General features: G+C 72.2%; 16 protein-coding genes and 2 tRNA genes. 12 read left to right on the forward strand and 6 right to left on the reverse strand.

Features of this window, described 5'->3' with window-relative positions; genetic code table 11:
- The first annotated feature begins 440 nt into the window (after window positions 1-440).
- The 3 genes from ACZ67Q_RS18450 (at window position 441) to ACZ67Q_RS18460 (ending at window position 1,648) form a co-directional block, all read left to right on the forward strand.
- Window positions 441-806: a hypothetical protein gene (locus tag ACZ67Q_RS18450; protein ID WP_471183017.1), complete on the forward strand. Its 366-nt coding sequence runs from the start codon at window positions 441-443 to the stop codon at window positions 804-806.
- 91 nt (window positions 807-897) lie between these two features.
- Window positions 898-1,584, forward strand: coding sequence for a bifunctional DNA primase/polymerase (locus ACZ67Q_RS18455; protein WP_471183020.1), 687 nt, complete (start codon window positions 898-900; stop codon window positions 1,582-1,584).
- A tRNA-Lys gene (locus tag ACZ67Q_RS18460) sits at window positions 1,575-1,648 on the forward strand. The genes ACZ67Q_RS18455 and ACZ67Q_RS18460 overlap by 10 nt, the downstream gene beginning before the upstream one ends.
- 54 nt (window positions 1,649-1,702) lie before the next feature.
- Here the strand turns inward: ACZ67Q_RS18460 and ACZ67Q_RS18465 are convergent.
- The gene (locus ACZ67Q_RS18465; protein WP_471183023.1) at window positions 1,703-3,073 is read right to left on the reverse strand and encodes a M6 family metalloprotease domain-containing protein; all 1,371 of its coding nucleotides are present in this window, start codon (window positions 3,071-3,073) and stop codon (window positions 1,703-1,705) included.
- Between the two features lie 259 nt (window positions 3,074-3,332).
- Here ACZ67Q_RS18465 and ACZ67Q_RS18470 point away from each other — a divergent pair, with 259 nt between their 5' ends.
- Complete coding sequence (locus tag ACZ67Q_RS18470; RefSeq protein ID WP_471183026.1) at window positions 3,333-5,177, forward strand: putative bifunctional diguanylate cyclase/phosphodiesterase; 1,845 nt, start codon at window positions 3,333-3,335, stop codon at window positions 5,175-5,177.
- Here ACZ67Q_RS18470 and ACZ67Q_RS18475 read toward each other — a convergent pair.
- From ACZ67Q_RS18475 to ACZ67Q_RS18485, 3 genes are all read right to left on the reverse strand, one after another.
- Complete coding sequence (locus ACZ67Q_RS18475; protein ID WP_471183028.1) at window positions 5,150-6,259, reverse strand: LLM class flavin-dependent oxidoreductase; 1,110 nt, start codon at window positions 6,257-6,259, stop codon at window positions 5,150-5,152. The two genes, ACZ67Q_RS18470 and ACZ67Q_RS18475, sit on opposite strands and share 28 nt — an antisense overlap.
- Before the next feature lie 686 nt (window positions 6,260-6,945).
- Complete coding sequence (locus ACZ67Q_RS18480; RefSeq protein ID WP_471183031.1) at window positions 6,946-7,677, reverse strand: maleate cis-trans isomerase family protein; 732 nt, start codon at window positions 7,675-7,677, stop codon at window positions 6,946-6,948.
- Window positions 7,674-8,483, reverse strand: coding sequence for a maleate cis-trans isomerase family protein (locus tag ACZ67Q_RS18485; RefSeq protein WP_471183033.1), 810 nt, complete (start codon window positions 8,481-8,483; stop codon window positions 7,674-7,676). Before ACZ67Q_RS18485 ends, ACZ67Q_RS18480 begins: the two co-directional genes overlap by 4 nt.
- A gap of 148 nt (window positions 8,484-8,631) precedes the next feature.
- Between ACZ67Q_RS18485 and ACZ67Q_RS18490 the strand changes: the two genes are divergently transcribed.
- A complete protein-coding gene (locus ACZ67Q_RS18490) occupies window positions 8,632-9,585 on the forward strand; it encodes a D-2-hydroxyacid dehydrogenase (protein WP_471183035.1) in 954 nt (317 codons plus the stop codon).
- Window positions 9,586-9,618: 33 nt separating this feature from the next.
- A complete protein-coding gene (locus ACZ67Q_RS18495; RefSeq protein ID WP_471183038.1) occupies window positions 9,619-11,004 on the forward strand; it encodes an amidase in 1,386 nt (461 codons plus the stop codon).
- A 30-nt stretch (window positions 11,005-11,034) separates the two neighbouring features.
- Here ACZ67Q_RS18495 and ACZ67Q_RS18500 read toward each other — a convergent pair whose 3' ends face one another.
- Window positions 11,035-11,529 (reverse strand): DUF3830 family protein, encoded by a 495-nt coding sequence (locus tag ACZ67Q_RS18500; protein ID WP_471183040.1) that lies wholly within the window; start codon window positions 11,527-11,529, stop codon window positions 11,035-11,037.
- Window positions 11,530-11,576: 47 nt separating this feature from the next.
- On the opposite strand from ACZ67Q_RS18500, the gene ehuB reads away from it, so the two are divergent.
- The 6 genes from ehuB to ACZ67Q_RS18530 all read left to right on the forward strand — a co-directional run bounded on the left by ehuB (window position 11,577) and on the right by ACZ67Q_RS18530 (window position 15,812).
- Window positions 11,577-12,491, forward strand: a complete 915-nt coding sequence (gene ehuB, locus ACZ67Q_RS18505; RefSeq protein WP_471183440.1) for an ectoine/hydroxyectoine ABC transporter substrate-binding protein EhuB — start codon at window positions 11,577-11,579, stop codon at window positions 12,489-12,491.
- Entirely contained in the window at window positions 12,488-13,189 is a 702-nt protein-coding gene (ehuC, locus tag ACZ67Q_RS18510; protein WP_471183043.1) for an ectoine/hydroxyectoine ABC transporter permease subunit EhuC, read from the forward strand. Before ehuB ends, ehuC begins: the two co-directional genes overlap by 4 nt.
- Window positions 13,186-13,836, forward strand: coding sequence for an ectoine/hydroxyectoine ABC transporter permease subunit EhuD (gene ehuD / locus ACZ67Q_RS18515; protein ID WP_471183045.1), 651 nt, complete (start codon window positions 13,186-13,188; stop codon window positions 13,834-13,836). Before ehuC ends, ehuD begins: the two co-directional genes overlap by 4 nt.
- Complete coding sequence (gene ehuA, locus ACZ67Q_RS18520; protein ID WP_471183047.1) at window positions 13,826-14,608, forward strand: ectoine/hydroxyectoine ABC transporter ATP-binding protein EhuA; 783 nt, start codon at window positions 13,826-13,828, stop codon at window positions 14,606-14,608. Before ehuD ends, ehuA begins: the two co-directional genes overlap by 11 nt.
- Window positions 14,609-14,816: 208 nt before the next feature.
- Entirely contained in the window at window positions 14,817-15,575 is a 759-nt protein-coding gene (locus tag ACZ67Q_RS18525) for an IclR family transcriptional regulator (RefSeq protein ID WP_471183049.1), read from the forward strand.
- A gap of 163 nt (window positions 15,576-15,738) precedes the next feature.
- Window positions 15,739-15,812, forward strand: a tRNA-Lys gene (locus tag ACZ67Q_RS18530).
- Between the two features lie 94 nt (window positions 15,813-15,906).
- Here ACZ67Q_RS18530 and ACZ67Q_RS18535 read toward each other — a convergent pair.
- On the reverse strand, window positions 15,907-16,368 hold the full coding sequence (locus ACZ67Q_RS18535) for a DUF3592 domain-containing protein (protein WP_471183051.1): 462 nt from the start codon (window positions 16,366-16,368) through the stop codon (window positions 15,907-15,909).
- Window positions 16,369-16,393: the final 25 nt, after the last annotated feature.

Here is a 16,393-nt window from a genome sequence, read left to right on the forward strand (position 1 = left end):
CCCGTGACAACCCCCTCACCGGACGTCCGTGACGCCGCGTGCAGCAGCGCCTCCCGCCGGACGGAGTCCGGCACGCCGCCGAAGGCGGCCCAAGGACGCAGCCCGGACGGCTGGGAGGCGAACCACGCGGTGCTGGCACACCTGGCCGAACACCGGGTGTCCTGGCGCCCGTGACAACCCCCTCACCGGACGTCCGTGACGCCGCGTGCAGCAGCGCCTCCCGCCGGACGGAGTCCGGCACGCCGCCGAAGGCGGCCCAAGGACCGGAGGCACGTGACCGGCGGGAACATCGCGGGGGCCGGGGTGCTTGTTGTCCTGGGTGCCTGGTCTCGCCCGGAACGGTGAGGCCGAGGCCCCCTTGCGTGCGCGCGGGACAATGGAGGGTGGTCCACCCGTGGCGGCGCCCCCGTGACGTACGCCCCGTACGAGAAGGAGAAGACATGGCGGAGCCCACGCCGCGTCGGAACGAACCGCGGCTACGCCCCGCGCCCCTGCTCTTCGAGCCCATGGCGGCGGCCTCCGACCCGGAGCACTTCTTCGACCTGGAGTCGATCGACGATCCGCGCGCGCTGCTGGAGCGGGCGACGGAGCTGACGCACGCCTTCCGCGCTGCGGCCGACCGGGCCGTGGAGTTCCAGGCGATCGCGGCGGCGCAGCTCGCCGACCCGCGCCGGTTCGACCGGCTGACACCGGCGGACATCGCCGAGCGGGCCGAATGGACCGAGGACTACGCGAAGAAGATGGTCGAGTTCGGCCGTGACCTGCTGCGCGGCGGAGACGGCTCCAGCCCTTCCGACCCGGTCTGAACCGGCCTGTCCGCCACTCCCCCAGCCCCGCCGGCCCCACCGGCCCCGCCGGCCCCGCCAGCCGCGTCTGCCCCGCTACCCCCTTCGGCATATGCCAGGTGGGCAAGAAGCGGGCAAGATACCCCCATCCCCAGCCCCCTGTCCCGATTTCCCGCAACCCTGCGAAAGCGTGCGCTCACGCCCGGTACATCTAGGGGACATGAGCAGCACGTGTCATGTCACCCATGACGGCGCCAGTTGGCTGGCCTCGGCAGGTACCTACCCGCGCAGCACCCTGACCCTGTGGGAGGAGCAGCCGGACGCCCCGGTCGTCCTGCCCTGCGGCACCGCCTTCGACATCGTCGGCGCCCCCGCACTGTTCGGCCGCCGCATGCTCGACCGGCTCTGGGACGAGGGGCCGGGCTCCGGCCCGGTGGCCGTCTTCCGGGGCCGGATGCTGCTCTTCGCCGCGCCCGGCACCGCCCAGCGGCTGCCGTCACTGCTGGAGTGGGAGGAGTGGGGGTCGGACAGCGGCCGCACGGGCCGTACCGACGGGATCCCGCCGCTGATCTGCCACGGGACCGGTGACGCGGTGACCGTGCCGCCGGTTACCGCGGCGGCGCCGGGCACCGCCGCGACCCGCTGGCTGGTCGCCCCCGACACCCGTCACCCCTGGCTCCCGGGCCCCGAAATCCTGCTGTGGGCGGCGGTGCGCGCGGCCCGCGCCGCGGTGCGGATTTCGATTTCACCTCCCGCCGAGGCGGATGCTAAGGTCTACGACGTCAGCAGGCGCCGCTAGCTCAGTTGGTTAGAGCAGCTGACTCTTAATCAGCGGGTCCGGGGTTCGAGTCCCTGGCGGCGCACACGACGGGAAGGCCCCTCGCGAAAGCGAGGGGCCTTCTTCTGTGGCCAAGGGATCATCCAGGCGCCCCCGGCGTGATCGTCACCGTCCACGCCCCCGACGGGGTACGGTCCTCCACCTCGACCCGTACACCGTCCCCGGGGACCGTGAAGCTCTCGCCGAGGGCGACCGGGGCGTCGGCGAGGGCCGGGTAGACGGAGTCCTCCCAGCAGGCCTCGGTGCGCGGGTGGGCGTCGATCACCTCGATGGGCCCGCGCCCGGACTCCGTGGCGCTGTGCACCCGGTAGACGAGCACCCCGGCCCGGCAGGCCGCGCTGTCGTTGCCCACGGGTCCGCGCACCTCGAAGGCGAGCGCACTGTCGGGGCCGGTGCGCACGACGGCGAGCTTCGCGCCCTCGCCGAGCCCGAAGGCGGGCGCGCCCGCTGCGCCGGGGACGGGTACGCCGGGTCCGGCGCCGAGCGGTTCCAGGGTGAGCCGGGTCGGGCGCTGCACGCACACCACCTGCCGCGGATCCAGCCAGCCGAGCTTCCACTTGTGCCAGCCGAAGAGGTCCGGGGCGAGACCGAACTGGCTGCCCATCATGTCCCAGTCGCCGACGTAGGTGTCCCAGTCACCCTTGCCGTCGGCCGGGCGGTGGTAGAGGTCGGGCAGGTCGAAGACGTGCCCGGTCTCGTGGGCGAGCACCAGACGGTCCGGTGGGTGCCGCTCGAAGACCGTCACCACGCGGCGGATGTCCGTGCCGTCCGCCCTGAGCGGGGTGTCGAGGTTGACGACCTTGGTGGCGTCGGAGTCGACGCCGGGGGCGTCCGGGTCGGCGACGAAGTACACGACGTCGTAGCGGGAGAAGTCGACCTGGCCGTCGGCGGCCCGCAGGGCGTCGCGCAGGTACAGGGCGCGCAGGCCGGCGCTCCAGTCGCGCTGTATGCGGTACGCCGTGGACGGCCGGGGCATACGGATCCAGTGCCGCATCGGGTGGGCGGTCAGGGTGAAGCGGCCGTAGGAGGCGCGGCGGAAGTAGTCGCTGGTGGCGGGGAAGTGGTCGGCGGTCAGCTGGGCGGGGGTGGTCAGCGGGGTGGCGTCGGGGAACGACAGGAAGACCATCACCGCGTTCAGGGCGCGGACGGGCCGCGGGTAGGCGGTGTTCCAGGTGTCCACGCCCTCGGAGTGGTGGGCGTCGGTGCGCTGCAGGGTGCAGGGCTCGGTGGAGAAGGGCTCGGCGACCGAGGGTGCGCCGAGCAAGGAGGTCGCGGCGAGCGCGGACATGGTGGTGAACACGGCGGCGGTGCTGCGCAGCCGGGGCGGCTCCAGCGCCGACTTGAGGCCCCTGCGGGTTCTTCGGCCCAGTCTTCGCAGGGTGAGCTGACGCGACAAGGGGACCTCCGGGTGCGGTTCACGGGACGCCGCACCCAGCCTGGTGGGGTTCATTGTCGTATGCCCTGTTTATCTGACCCGGACGAGTGAGCGTGCGTCAGGGCGACACCCCCGAAGCGTTCACGGAACGTCACATTCGGTCGAGGCACTGCGCAGGTCGCCCACCTGCGAACAGAAACGATCCGCCCCTCGGTCAGGGAGCCCCTTCGGGCCGCACCGGAACGGGGCATGGCTGGTACCGCCCGGGGCCAGCCTCTATGATCGGCACACTTTCCTGCGCGGACAGCGATCGAGTGCACTGCGGGAGCGAGCGGTGAACGGAACGTCCGAAGGGTCGACACCTGCGGCAGATGCCGACAGGTCAGTCGTTACAGAGAGTGACAGCTCCACCCCTGCCCGTGCCGAGCCGCCGTACCGCTCCGCCTTCACGGCCGCGCCGCTCGCCATGGCCGTCGTCGACCGTGCGGGCGTGGTCGTCGACGCCAACGACACCCTCGGGGAGCTGCTCGGCGGCGACCGGGCCGGCCTCACCGGACGGCTCGCGTCGGACCTGCTCGACCTCGCCTCCGACACCCGCACCGGGCACGCCTACCGCGAGGTGCTCGACGGCCGCCGCGACCGGCTGCGCTGCACGCGCCGGCTGAAGCACCCCGACGGCCACTCCCTGTGGGCACAGGTCACCGTCTCCCCGCTGCCGGCCGGCGAGGAGGGCGCACTCCTGTCGGTCGCCGACATCAGTGCCCGCCGTGAACTCCAGGCGCAGCTGCGGCACTTGCAGATGCACGACCCGGTGACCCGGCTGCCCAACCGCACTCTGTTCTTCGAGCGGCTGTCGGCGGCGCTGGAGTCGGCCGCGCTGGAGACGGAGACGTACGAGACGGGCGGGACCGGCCGGATCGGCCTGTGCTACCTGGACCTGGACGGCTTCAAGGCGGTCAACGACACCCTCGGCCACCGCGTCGGCGACCGGTTGCTCGCCGCCGTCGCCGAGCGCCTGACCCGCTGCGCCGACGCGGCCGGTCACGGCCGCACGAGTGCGCCGCTGGTGGCGCGCCTCGGCGGCGACGAGTTCGCCCTGCTGGTGGAGGACTCGACGGGTACCGAGCAGCTCGCGGACCTCGCCGAGTCGGCGCTGAAGGCGCTGCAGGAGCCCTTCGACCTGGCGGGGCAGCGGCTGTCGGTCTCGGCGTCGATCGGTGTGGTGGAACGACAGGCGGCGGGGACGACGGCCACCGGGCTGATGCAGGCGGCCGACACGACGTTGTACTGGGCGAAGGCGGACGGCAAGGACCGCTGGACGCTGTTCGACCCCGAGCGCAACGCGCATCTGATGACACGTCAGGCACTCGCCTCCACGCTCCGGCCGGCCATCGAGCGCGGGGAGTTCGTGCTCGACTACCAGCCGCTGGTGGGCATGGCGGACGGCCGGCTGCACGGGGTGGAGGCGCTGGTCCGCTGGAACCATCCGCAGTTCGGGCTGCTGCCGCCGAATCGGTTCGTCGGGCTGGCGGAGGAGGACGGTTCGATCGTCCCGCTCGGCCGCTGGATCCTCGCCACCGCGTGCCGGCAGGCCCGGCGCTGGCAGCTGGACAACCCCGACGAGCCCCCGCTGTTCGTCAGCGTCAATGTGGCGGTCCGTCAGGTGTGGGACTCCGACCTGGTGGCGGACGTGGCGCAGACGCTGGCCGAGACGGGGCTGGCGCCGCACCTGCTGCAACTGGAGCTGACGGAGTCGGCGGTGATGGGCTCGGCGGGCCGCCCGCTGCAGACGCTGAAGGCGCTGAGCGACATGGGCGTGCAGATCGCCATCGACGACTTCGGCACCGGCTACTCGAACCTGGCGTATCTGTCCCGGCTGCCGGTGAAAGTCCTGAAGCTGGACGGCTCCTTCGTCCGCGGCTTCCGCTACGACGACCCCGCCGCGCACCCGAGCCCCGCCGACGAGGTCATCGTCGAGGCGATGATCCAGCTCGCGCACCGGCTCGGGCTCACGGTCACCGCCGAGTGCGTGGAGACGTCCGCGCAGGCGGACCGCCTCCGGCTCATCGGCTGCGACACCGGGCAGGGCTGGCTGTACTCCCGCCCGGTGCCGCCGGATCGTATCTCCGCGCTGCTGGCGACGCCGGGGGTTCAGCCGGACGTGGTCGGCAAGCCGTAGGCGTCAGCGATCAGTTCGTACGACCGCAGCCGCACGTCCCCGCTGTGCGCGTTGCCGGTGATCATCAACTCGTCCGCGCCGGTGCGCTTGTGCAGATCGTCGAGCCCCGCGCGCACCTCGTCGGGCGTGCCGTGGACGACGTTGGCGTTCCAGGAGGTGACGAACTCCTCCTCCATCGGGCTGAACTCATAGGCCTCGGCCTCCTCCGGCGTGGGCACGAGACCGGGCCGCCCGGTGCGCAGCCGGATCATGTTCAGCGCGGCGGCGCGCACCTGCCGGCGGGCCTCCTTCTCGTCCTCGGTGGCGAGCGCGGCGACGCCGATCAGGGCGTACGGCTCGTCGAGGACGTCGGAGGCCCGGAAGGACTCGCGGTACAGGTCGAGGGCCGGGACGGTGTTCTGCGCGGAGAAGTGGTGCGCGAAGGCGAACGGCAGGCCGAGCATGCCGGCCAGGCGGGCGCTGAATCCGGAGGAACCGAGCAGCCAGATCGGCGGCCGGTGCGGCGACTGCACCCCGCCGGGCGAGGTGGCCTGAATCGGCCCGGGCACGGCGTGGATCCTCCGGTACGGATGCCCGTCGGGGAAGTCGTCGTCGAGGAACCGGGTCAGCTCGGCGAGCTGCTGCGGGAAGTCGTCGGCGCCCTCGTTGAGGCGATCGGTGCGGCGCAGGGCCGCCGCGGTCGCCCCGTCCGTGCCGGGCGCCCGGCCGAGCCCGAGGTCGATCCGTCCCGGCGCCATGGCCTCCAGCGTGCCGAACTGCTCCGCGATGACGAGGGGCGCGTGGTTGGGCAGCATGACGCCGCCCGAGCCGAGCCGGATGCGGTCGGTGTGGGCGGCGAGGTGGGCGAGGATCACCGCGGGCGAGGAGGAGGCGACGCCGGGCATCGAGTGGTGCTCGGCGACCCAGTACCGGTGGAACCCGCGCGCCTCGGCGAGCCGCACCAGGTCCACGCTGGTCCGCAACGCGTCGGACGCGGTCCGCCCGGCCCCCACGGTGACCAGGTCCAGCACGGACAGCGCAACGGGCGCCGTCCCCTTCGCCACCGCCCGAATCTCGTCGCCGGCGGTCTCGGATACGGCCACGGTGGGTCCTCCTGCGTGTACGGGTGCGCCTCGGTGCGCTTGCCGCTGGGCTAACAGGAGGGGGTCTCCGGTTATTCCCTCCGGGAGCGGGGCGAGGCCGGGCGGGGCGGGTTGCGGGGTGAAGCCCCGGGCCCCCGGGCGGGGGTGCGCTGCCGCGCGGGGGCGGGGCGGGGCAGGTCCGCGGGGGCGGGGCGGGGCAGGTCCGCGGGCGCGGGGCGGGGCAGGGCCGGGGGGCGGGGCGGGGTGTCGCACCTGGCGGTGCGGGCGGAGCCCGGGGGGCTGGGGCGGAGCCCCGTGACGGGCGGCGGGGGCGGTCGGCGTTGTGTTGCCTGCGGCGGCCTGTGCGGGTTGCGTCGTGGCTGGTCGCGCAGTTCCCCGCGCCCCTTTTGTGCCTGCGGCGGCCCGTTGCGGCCCGTCGCCCGATGGGGGCTGGGGAGCAGCCCCGTGACGGGGACCGGGGCGGAGCCCCAGCGGGGGCCCGGGGCAGAGCCCCCCGGCGGGGTCCGGGGCAGAGCCCCGTGGCGGGGCCTCCTGGCCGACCGAGACGGGTGGGTAGGTGGGAAACACCCCCCGGGGTCCGGGGCAGAGCCCCGGGCGGCGACCCTTGCGCAAGCGAGGCGGGACCCACCCTTGCGCAAGGGAGGCAGAACCCGGCGGCCACCCTTGCGTGACCGGCGGAGCCCGCCTCAGGCCTGGACGATCGGCTCGCGTAGGAACAGGGATCCCAGAGCGGGAGCGTTGACGCGGCGGTCGGCCAGGCGCAGGCCCTCCCAGACCGTGACCTGGTTGGCCGTGAGGACCGGCTTGCCCAGTTCCTTCTCCAGGGCCGGCACGTGCGCCGCCGTGTGCAGGGCCGTGTCCGGCAGCAGTACCGCCTGCGCGTCGGGGTGGTCGGCGGCCCGGGCCAGCGCCAGCACCTCCGCCTCGCCCCACGTGCCGACCTCGGCCGCCGTGACGATCCCCGAGCTGCGCACCCCGGTGACCTCCACGCCGGCCGCCCGCAGGAAGCCGGCGAACAGCTCCGCCACGTCGTCGGGGTACGTCGCCCCGACGGCGACCGTGCGCGCCCCGATCTCCCGTAGCGCGTTCACGAAGGCGAACGAGGTCGAGGAGGCCGGCATCCCGGCCGCCCGGGCCAGCCCGCGCACCTGCTCGTGGGCGCCCTCGAAGCCGTAGACGAAGCTGCCGCTGGTGCACGCCCACACCACCGACTCGACCCCGGCCAGCCGCAGCTCCTCCACTCCCGGCGCGAGCCGCTCCGCCGCGCCCATCCGCCGCAGCGCGTCCACGCGGTGCGCGTCCTCGCCGATGTCCGTGTGGACGACGTCCACCCGGATGTCACTGCCCAGGAGCTGCTCGATGCGCGGATAGTCGTCCTCGGCCGAGTGACCCGGGTAGAGGAATCCGAGTGCGGTCATGTTCGCCCTTCCTGCTGTTCCTGCGGTTCGTCCGGCAGTACGGGGGGCCACACGCGCGCCGAGAGGTCGGTCAGCGCCTGGTACGGCCCTACCGCGCGGGTACCCAGCCGACGCAGCGCCGCCCACATCGTGACTTGGTTGGCCGAGATCACCGGTATCCGCAGCTCCGCCTCCAGCTGCGGGATGACGTCGTACGTAGGCAGGTTGGTGCAGGACAGGAACAGCGCCTGCGGGCCCGCGGCCGCGCCCGGCACCCCCACCGCCCGCCGGGCCATCTCCACGACGTCCCGGTACGGCACCTTCCAGATGTGCCGGGTCAGCCCCATGTACACGCACCCGGTGACCACGATCCCGGCCTGCGCGACGTACGCCCGCAGCGACCGTGTCACCGACACCGTGTACGGCGTCACCAGTGCCACCCGCCGCACGCCCAGCTCGGCGAGCGCCTCGAGCAGCGCCCCGGACGTGGTCACCGACGGCACCGCGCCCGCCCCGGTCATCGCCTCGCACATGGCGCGTTCCCCGGTGATCCCGCCGACGAAGCTGCCGGAGGTGCAGGCGTAGGCGACGACCTCGGGGTGCACGGCGATCAGGGTCCGTACGGCGTCGGTGAGCGTCTCGTGCTCGCTGACCAGCCGGGCGAGATCCAGGCTGACCTCGACCGGCACGTACGGCGTGCGGGTCAGGTGCAGCGACACCTCGTCCGGCGTCCAGCGCCACAACTCCCGGTCGAGCGCGAAGTCGAAGGGCGCGACGACACCGACACCGCGCTGCGGGCGGGGGCCGCCCAGAAACATGGCCTCCATGACAGGCACCGCCTCACGGTGGGAGACGACAGGGCAACGGATCGTATGCGTGGCCCTGTTGACGACGGTAGGTTCCGGTGCGAGCGTGGTCAATCCGCGCATGTCAGACGCCAGATCATCACCCGGTCCCCGGAGAAACGGCCCCTGCATGACCACCGCCCTGCCCACGCTCCTCGTCCTCGACGCCGACCCCCCGCCCCGTCTGGGCCGTCTCACCGGCCGGGCGCGGATCGTGCACACCGACGCCGCCGGCCTCGCCGCGCGGCTGCCCGAGGCGGACGCGCTGCTGGTGTGGGACTTCACCTCCACCGCCGTACGGGACGCCTGGCCCGGCGAGGGGGCGCGGCCGCGCTGGGTGCACACGGCGAGCGCGGGCGTCGACCATCTGATGTGCCCGCAGCTCGCCGGGTCGGACACCGTGGTGACCAACGCGCGCGGTGTCTTCGACCAGCCGATCGCCGAGTACGTCGCCGCCCTCGTGCTGGCGATGGCCAAGGATCTGCCGCGGACGCTGCAACTGCAGCAGCAGCGGGAGTGGCGGCACCGGGAGTCCCGCCGGGTGGCCGGCACGCGCGCGTGCGTGGTCGGTTCCGGGCCGATCGGGCGGGCGATCGCGCGGCTGCTGAAGGCGCTCGGCATCACCACCGCGCTCGTGGGCCGCACCCCGCGCACCGGTGTCCACGGCCCCGGCGACCTCGACCGCCTCCTCTCCCGCGCCGACTGGGTGATCTGCGCGGCACCTCTGACGGAGCAGACCCGGGGCATGTTCGACGCGCGCCGCTTCGGCATGATGCAGCCGTCGGCGTGTTTCGTGAACGTCGGCCGCGGGCCGCTGGTGGACGAGGAGGCCCTCGCCGAGGCGCTGGCCAAACGCTGGATCGCGGGAGCCGCGCTGGATGTGTTCGAGCACGAGCCGCTGCCCGCCGGAAGCCCGCTGTGGCGGGTGCGGGATCTGATCGTCTCCCCGCACATGAGCGGGGACACGATCGGCTGGCGCGACGAACTGGGCGCACAGTTCCTGGACCTGTACGAGCGCTGGGCGGCGGGCCGGCCGCTGCTCAACGTCGTCGACAAGCAGCGCGGATACGTCCCCGGCCACTGACGTCCCCTCACCGACGCCTCTGGGAGGCTGTGCATGACGGAACTCACCGACCTGACCGCGACCGAGCTCGTCGAGGGCTACCGCAAGGGCGAGTTCGACCCCGTCGAGGCGACCCGCGCGGTGCTGGAACGGGCCGAGGCGATCCAGCCGCAGGTGAACGCGTTCGTGCGGCTACTGCCCGAGGACGCCCTGGAGCAGGCGCGGGCGTCGGCCGGGCGGTGGCGGCGCGGGGAGCCGGCCGGGCTGCTGGACGGGGTGCCGGTGACCGTCAAGGACATCCTCCTGCTGCGCGGCCACCCCACGCTGCGCGGCTCCCGCACGATCGACCCGGCGGGGAGGTGGGAGGAGGACGCCCCCTCGGTGGCCCGGCTGCGCGAGCACGGGGCGGTGTTCGTCGGCAAGACGACCACGCCCGAGTTCGGCTGGAAGGGCGTGACGGACTCGCCGCTGTCCGGGATCACCCGCAACCCGCACGATCCGTCCCGTACGGCCGGCGGTTCCAGCGGCGGCAGCGCGGCCGCGGTGGCGCTCGGCGCGGGGCCGCTGTCGCTGGGCACGGACGGCGGTGGCAGCGTGCGCATCCCGGCGGCGTTCTGCGGGATCTTCGGGCTGAAGCCGACGTACGGCCGGGTGCCGCTGTACCCGGCGAGCGCCTTCGGCACGCTGGCGCACGTCGGCCCGATGACCCGTACCGCGGCGGACGCGGCGCTCATGCTGGACGTGATCGGCGCGCCGGACACCCGGGACTGGTCGGCGCTGGGCCCGGCCGGGCTGTCGTACACGCAGGTGCTCGGCGAAGGGGTGCGCGGGCTGCGGGTGGCGTACTCGCCGTCGCTGGGCGGGCAGGTCGCGGTGCAGCCGGCGGTCGCGTCGGCGGTGCGGCACGCGGTGGAGCGGCTGGCGGGGCTCGGCGCGTACGTCGAGGAGGCCGACCCGGACGTGACCGAGCCCCTGGACGCCTTCGAGGCGCTGTGGTTCGCGGGCGCTGCCCGGGTGGCGCAGCGGCTGAGCCCGCGTCAGCGGGAGCTGCTGGACACGGGGCTGCGGGAGGTCTGCGCGGCCGGGGCGCGGCTCTCGGCACTGGAGTATCTGGCCGCGGTGGACGTGCGGATGGACCTCGGGAGGCGCATGGGCCGCTTCCACGAGTCCTACGACCTGCTGCTGACGCCCACGGTGCCGCTGACGGCGTTCGAGGCAGGTGCGGAGGTCCCGCGCGGCTCGGGGTTGAAGCGCTGGACGGGGTGGACGCCGTTCACCTATCCGTTCAACCTGACCCAGCAGCCCGCCGCGTCCGTCCCCGTGGGCGTGGACGCGGACGGGTTGCCCGTGGGCCTGCAGATCGTGGCCGCCAGGCACCGTGACGACCTGGTGCTGCGGGCCGCGCACGCCCTGTACGAGGCGGGCGCCACGGCCCCCTGAGCAGACGGGTGTCAGCTGAGCAGGCGGGTGTCAGGCGCGGCGGAAGCTGAGCGTCTCCCCCGCCGCGCCCGTGCGCCACAGGTCGTTGCATGCCTCGGCCATGGCGTCCAGGCCGTCCACGACCTGGCCCCAGACGATCCCGGGCACCCAGCCCACGTCGCCGTTCAGCAGCAGGTTGTTGCGTTCGTAGAACAGGGCCAGGTCGACGACGGTGGTGCCGGCGCGCACCTCACGGTCGTAGCCGTAGGCGTTGGTGCCCAGTTCGGCGCCCGCGAAGGAGAAATAGCAGAGATCTCCGGGAATGGGGGTGACGGTCGGGTTTTCCAGGGGTGGTTCGGTCGCGGCAAAGGGTGGGAAAAGCGCGTAGATCTCGTTGCGTGCGTATTTGGCGTGGTAGACGTCGCCGGACAGCGGCAGCGCGTTCCACACCGCGGCGCAGGTGAGGGGCGCACGGTCGTCCAGCAACTTCGCCGTGCAGTGGATCTGACGCTTGACCAGGGACACTTCGAGGTAGCGATCCGCCATGAAATCCATGGTGCATGCCGAGCGTTCGGTTGGGTAGCAGCGCCGCCATGGCTCCACCACACGGTCATGCAAGACATGACGCACACACAACCGGACCCACTCGCCGGTCGCTGCTCGCGGGGGTGGCGGCGGTCGGCGCACTGGGTGCCGCGGGCTGCTCGCGGGTGGCGACCGCGTCCACGAAGAAAGGCGGTGACCTGCTCGACCGGCTGCGCGCGCAAGGCGTGGTACGGCTCGGGATCGCCGGTGAGATTCCCTTCGGATACATCGACAAGAGCGGCGAACTCACCGGTGAGGCACCGGAACTGGCCAGGGTGATCTTCAAGCGGCTCGGGGTGGACAAGGTGCAGCCCGTGCCGACCGAGTTCGGCTCGCTCATACCCGGGCTGAATTCCCAGCAGTTCGATGTCGTGGCCGCCGGCATGTATGTCAATCCCGAGCGCTGCGCGCAGGTGATCTTCGCCGATCCCGACTATCAGATGCTCGATTCCTTCATCGTCCGCAAGGGAAATCCCAAGGGCCTGCACACGTATCGGGACATCGTCGCGAAGAAGGCTAGGTTCGCGACCGGCACCGGCTATGCGGAGATCCAGTACGCGGTCGAGGCCGGCTACAAGGAGAGCGACATCCTCGTCGTCCCCGACCAGGTCGCGGGGCTGAACGCGGTGGAGGCCGGCCGGGTGGACGTGTTCGCGGGGACCGCTCTGACCACCCGTGAGGTGGTGAAGAAGTCGTCCAAGGCGGAGGCGACCGAGCCGTTCGCGCCGCTGGTGAAGGGCAAACCGCACGTCGACGGCGGCGCGTTCGCGTTCCGCCCGACCGAGACGACGCTGCGCGATGCCTTCAACACGGAGCTGCGCAAGCTGAAGAAGAGCGGCGAACTGCTACGCATCCTGCGGCCGTTCGGCTTCACACGGGCCGAGATGACCGAGCTGACCGCGAAGGAGCTGTGCGGCGGATGACCTCGGGACTGTGGGAACTCGTACTCAAGGGTGTGTGGGTCACGCTCCAGCTGCTGGTGTGCAGCGCGCTGCTGGGCGCGGCGGTGGCGTTCACCGTCGGTATCGCGCGCACCCACCGGCTGTGGATCGTCCGCTTCCTCGCGGGCTTCTACACGGAGGTCTTCCGTGGCACCTCCGCGCTGGTGATGATCTTCTGGGTGTTCTTCGTGCTGCCGCCGGCCTTCGGCTGGCAGCTGGTACCGCTGTGGGCGGGCACGCTGGCCCTCGGTCTGACCTATGGCGCGTACGGCGCGGAGATCGTGCGCGGCGCGCTGAAGGCCGTCGAGCCGGCGCAGCGCGAGGGCGGCATCGCTCTCGGTTTCACGCCGGGGCAGCGGATGCGCAAGATCCTGCTGCCGCAGGCGGTGCCGGAGATGATCCCGCCGTTCAGCAATCTGCTGGTCGAGCTGCTCAAGGGCACCGCGCTGGTGTCGGTGATGGGCATGGGCGACCTGGCCTTCAGCGGCAATCTGGTCCGCCTGGCGCTGCAGGAGAGCGCGGAGATCTACACGTATGTGCTGCTGCTCTACTTCGTGATCGCGTTTGTGCTCACCCGCGGGATGCGGGGGCTGGAGAAGCGGCTGAAGGCCGGGATCGGCCGGGCGCCGGAGAAGAAGGCGGACCCGGTGCGGGTGCCTGAGGGAGCTGGTGTCTCGTGACCTGGGACTGGAATGCCGTCAGCGGCTTCATGCCGCACTTCCGGGACGGCCTGCTGGTGACCTTGCAGGCGCTGGTGCTCGGCTCGCTGATCTCGTTCGCGCTGGGTCTGGTGTGGGCGCTGCTGATGCGCACGCCGACGCGGTGGGTGCGCTGGCCGGTCGGGGTCGTCACGGAGTTCGTGCGGGACACCCCGCTGCTGGTGCAGCTGTTCTTCCTCTTCTACGTGCTGCCCGAGTGGGGCGTGACGATGTCGGCGCTGACCACCGGTGTGGTCGCGATCGGGCTGCACTACTCGACATACACCATGCAGGTCTACCGGGCCGGGATCGAGGCGGTGCCGCCCGGGCAGTGGGAGGCGGCGACCGCGCTGAGCCTGCCGGTGCGCCGGACCTGGACGGCGGTGATCCTGCCGCAGGCGGTGCGCCGGGTGGTGCCCGCTCTCGGCAACTACGTGATCGCCATGCTCAAGGACACGCCGATGCTGATGGTGATCACCGTGCTGGAGATGCTCGGGCAGGCGCGGCTGTACTCGCAGCAGCACTTCCAGTTCACCGAGCCGCTGACGGTGATCGGTGTCGCCTTCGTCGTCATCTCCTACCTGGCCTCCCTTCTCCTTCGCACCCTGGAGCGACGTCTTGTCCGTTGACACCAGCAAGCAGCCGACCGCCACGCCCGCCGACCTCGGTCCGCTGGTGCGTCTGGAGCAGGTCACCAAGCGGTTCGGGGACAACACCGTCCTGGACCACCTGGACTTCTCCGTCGACGCCGGCAAGCACGTGACACTGATCGGGCCGTCCGGTTCCGGCAAGACGACGATCCTGAGAATGCTGATGACGCTCACCAAGCCCGACGAGGGCACGATCACCGTCGACGGGGACCAGCTGTTCCCGGCGAGCGAGCGGCAGTGCCGTGAGGTGCGCAAGAAGATCGGCATGGTCTTCCAGCAGTTCAACCTGTTCCCGAACATGAGCGTGCTCAGGAACATCACGGAGGCGCCGGTCACCGTGCTCGGCCTGTCGAAGGACGAGGCGGAGGCGCGGGCCCGGGAGCTGCTGGACCTGGTGGGCCTGGCCGACAAGTGCGACGCGCGCCCCACCCGGCTGTCCGGCGGGCAGCAGCAGCGGGTGGCGATCGCGCGGGCGCTGGCGATGCGGCCGAAGGTGCTGCTGCTGGACGAGGTGACCTCCGCGCTGGACCCGGAGCTGGTGGCCGGGGTGCTGGATCTGCTGCGGGACATCGCGCGCAGCACGGACATCACGATGCTGTGCGTGACCCACGAGATGAATTTCGCGCGGGACATCTCGGACCAGGTGCTGATGTTCGACGCGGGCCGGATCGTGGAGGCGGGGCCGCCGGAGAAGATCTTCAACGACCCGGAGCAGGAGCGCACGCGGGAATTCCTGAGCGCCGTACTGTGACCCGTGCCGCGACTACGCGCCGTGTGCGTGCCAACACCCCAGGTCTCCGCACTGGGTCATGACCCAGACATATGCCAGCGGGTCGTTGCCCCAGTTGAGAGCGGTGCAATCTCGCCAACACCCCCTCCATACAGGGCGCTTGCCCGTTATGGTGGAGGGGGTCCAGGTTCTGGATCACGGCCTGAAAGCGACCGCAGGGGGAGACACCGTGGCGCTGATGAACGAGCCGACCGCGCCGTACCACGCGGCCCAGGACGCCCTGCGCGTGCTGGAGACCGTGGCCCGGCACACCGCCGGCGTCACCGACGCCCAGATAGCCCGCCGCACGGGCCTGACCACCGAGCGGCTGACCCCGCTGCTGCGGATGCTGCGCCGCGAGGGATACGTCGAGCAGATCACCGGTGGCGCGTATGCCGCCGGTGAGGCGCTCGCCCGGCTCGGCTCGGCCCAGGGCCGGGAGGAGGCGCTGCGGGCCCACCTCCAGCGCACCCTCGACCGGCTGCGCGACTCGGTGCGGGCCGCCGTCTACATCAGCCGGTACGTGGACGGCGAGGTGCGCATCACCCAGTACGCCGCCGGGCCAGGGGCTCCCCCGGTCAACGAGTGGGTGGACTTCCGGGAGTCCGCGCACGCCCACGCGGTCGGCAAGAGCCTGCTGACGCAGCTCGACCACAACGGCCGCCGCGACCATCTCTCCCGGCACAAGATGGCCCGCCTCACCTCGCGCACGATCACCAGTGACAAGCTGCTGCTCTCCCGCCTGGAGGCGCAGCCGCCGACGGTGCCGGTGCTCGACCTGCAGGAGTACGCGGTGGGCACGGTCTGCGCGGCCGTGCCGATCACCGCGGGCTCCTCGGTGGGGTGCCTGGCGCTGTCGATGCCGGTGGAGCACGCGCACCGGCTGCGCACGGCGGCGGACGCCCTCAACCGCAGCGCCGCTCCGCTGCTGCTGTCGCTGACGATCTAGACCTCCGGCGCGGTGCCCGCGCGGCACCCGGGGCGGCGTCACGGGCGCGTGCCGGGCGCCGCGGCGGGTGGTCACGAGCACCCCGGAGGACCAGGTATTATTTTCTTCGTCGCCGCCCGCGGGCCGGGAGAAAACACCTGGTGAAGCGGTCGGCGGGAGTCATGCGCCGCTAGCTCAGTTGGTTAGAGCAGCTGACTCTTAATCAGCGGGTCCGGGGTTCGAGTCCCTGGCGGCGCACGATGACGATGGCGGGTCCTGTTCGCAGAAAGCGCGAAGAGGACCCGCCATCGTCGTTTCTGCGCGGCTTCGTCGTTTGTGCGCGGCGTCCGCGTTACGGCAGGGCGTCGCCCGCCACGGAGAACATGGCGTGTGCCGCGATCATGAAAACCGAGCAGACGACGACCACCACGCCGAGGACGGACAGCAGGCAGCCGGCTTCCGCCGCGAGCCGCCCCGGCGCGGGCGGCAGGGCCGTCGCCCCTTCGGGGCGGTCGGCCGGGTAGCGCACGATCACGATGTCGCCGACGAGCGTCGTGCCGGGCCCGCCCCTCTCCTCGAAGCGCACCGCACGCCCGTCACGGCTGACGAACTCGTACACGTGGTGCAGGTGCGTGTGCACCGCGCTGTCCCCGCCGCCGCTGGTCGTCGTGTACGTCCGCAGACAGCGCGCCTCGGCCGTGAGCCCGTTGCTCCAGGTCCGGCTGATCCGCCGGGCGCGGCCGAGCACCCTGACGGCCCCGTAGACAGCCCCCGTGATCATCAGCAGCGGTACGGCATAGAACAGGACTTCCACTGTGGCCCCCCGAGACCTCGCGCCC

It is taken from the genome of Streptomyces sp. NPDC036813 (genome assembly GCF_055609245.1).

Excerpts from the sequence above, each read along its gene's own strand:
- ACZ67Q_RS18450 (WP_471183017.1), top strand. The coding sequence starts at position 441 with ATGGCGGAGCCCACGCCGCGTCGGAACGAACCGCGGCTACGCCCCGCG.
- ACZ67Q_RS18455 (WP_471183020.1), top strand. The coding sequence starts at position 898 with ATGCCAGGTGGGCAAGAAGCGGGCAAGATACCCCCATCCCCAGCCCCC.
- ACZ67Q_RS18465 (WP_471183023.1), bottom strand. The coding sequence starts at position 3,073 with ATGAACCCCACCAGGCTGGGTGCGGCGTCCCGTGAACCGCACCCGGAG.
- ACZ67Q_RS18480 (WP_471183031.1), bottom strand. The coding sequence starts at position 7,677 with ATGACCGCACTCGGATTCCTCTACCCGGGTCACTCGGCCGAGGACGAC.
- ACZ67Q_RS18485 (WP_471183033.1), bottom strand. The coding sequence starts at position 8,483 with ATGGAGGCCATGTTTCTGGGCGGCCCCCGCCCGCAGCGCGGTGTCGGT.
- ACZ67Q_RS18490 (WP_471183035.1), top strand. The coding sequence starts at position 8,632 with ATGACCACCGCCCTGCCCACGCTCCTCGTCCTCGACGCCGACCCCCCG.
- ACZ67Q_RS18495 (WP_471183038.1), top strand. The coding sequence starts at position 9,619 with ATGACGGAACTCACCGACCTGACCGCGACCGAGCTCGTCGAGGGCTAC.
- ACZ67Q_RS18500 (WP_471183040.1), bottom strand. The coding sequence starts at position 11,529 with ATGGCGGATCGCTACCTCGAAGTGTCCCTGGTCAAGCGTCAGATCCAC.
- ehuB (WP_471183440.1), top strand. The coding sequence starts at position 11,577 with ATGGCTCCACCACACGGTCATGCAAGACATGACGCACACACAACCGGA.
- ehuC (WP_471183043.1), top strand. The coding sequence starts at position 12,488 with ATGACCTCGGGACTGTGGGAACTCGTACTCAAGGGTGTGTGGGTCACG.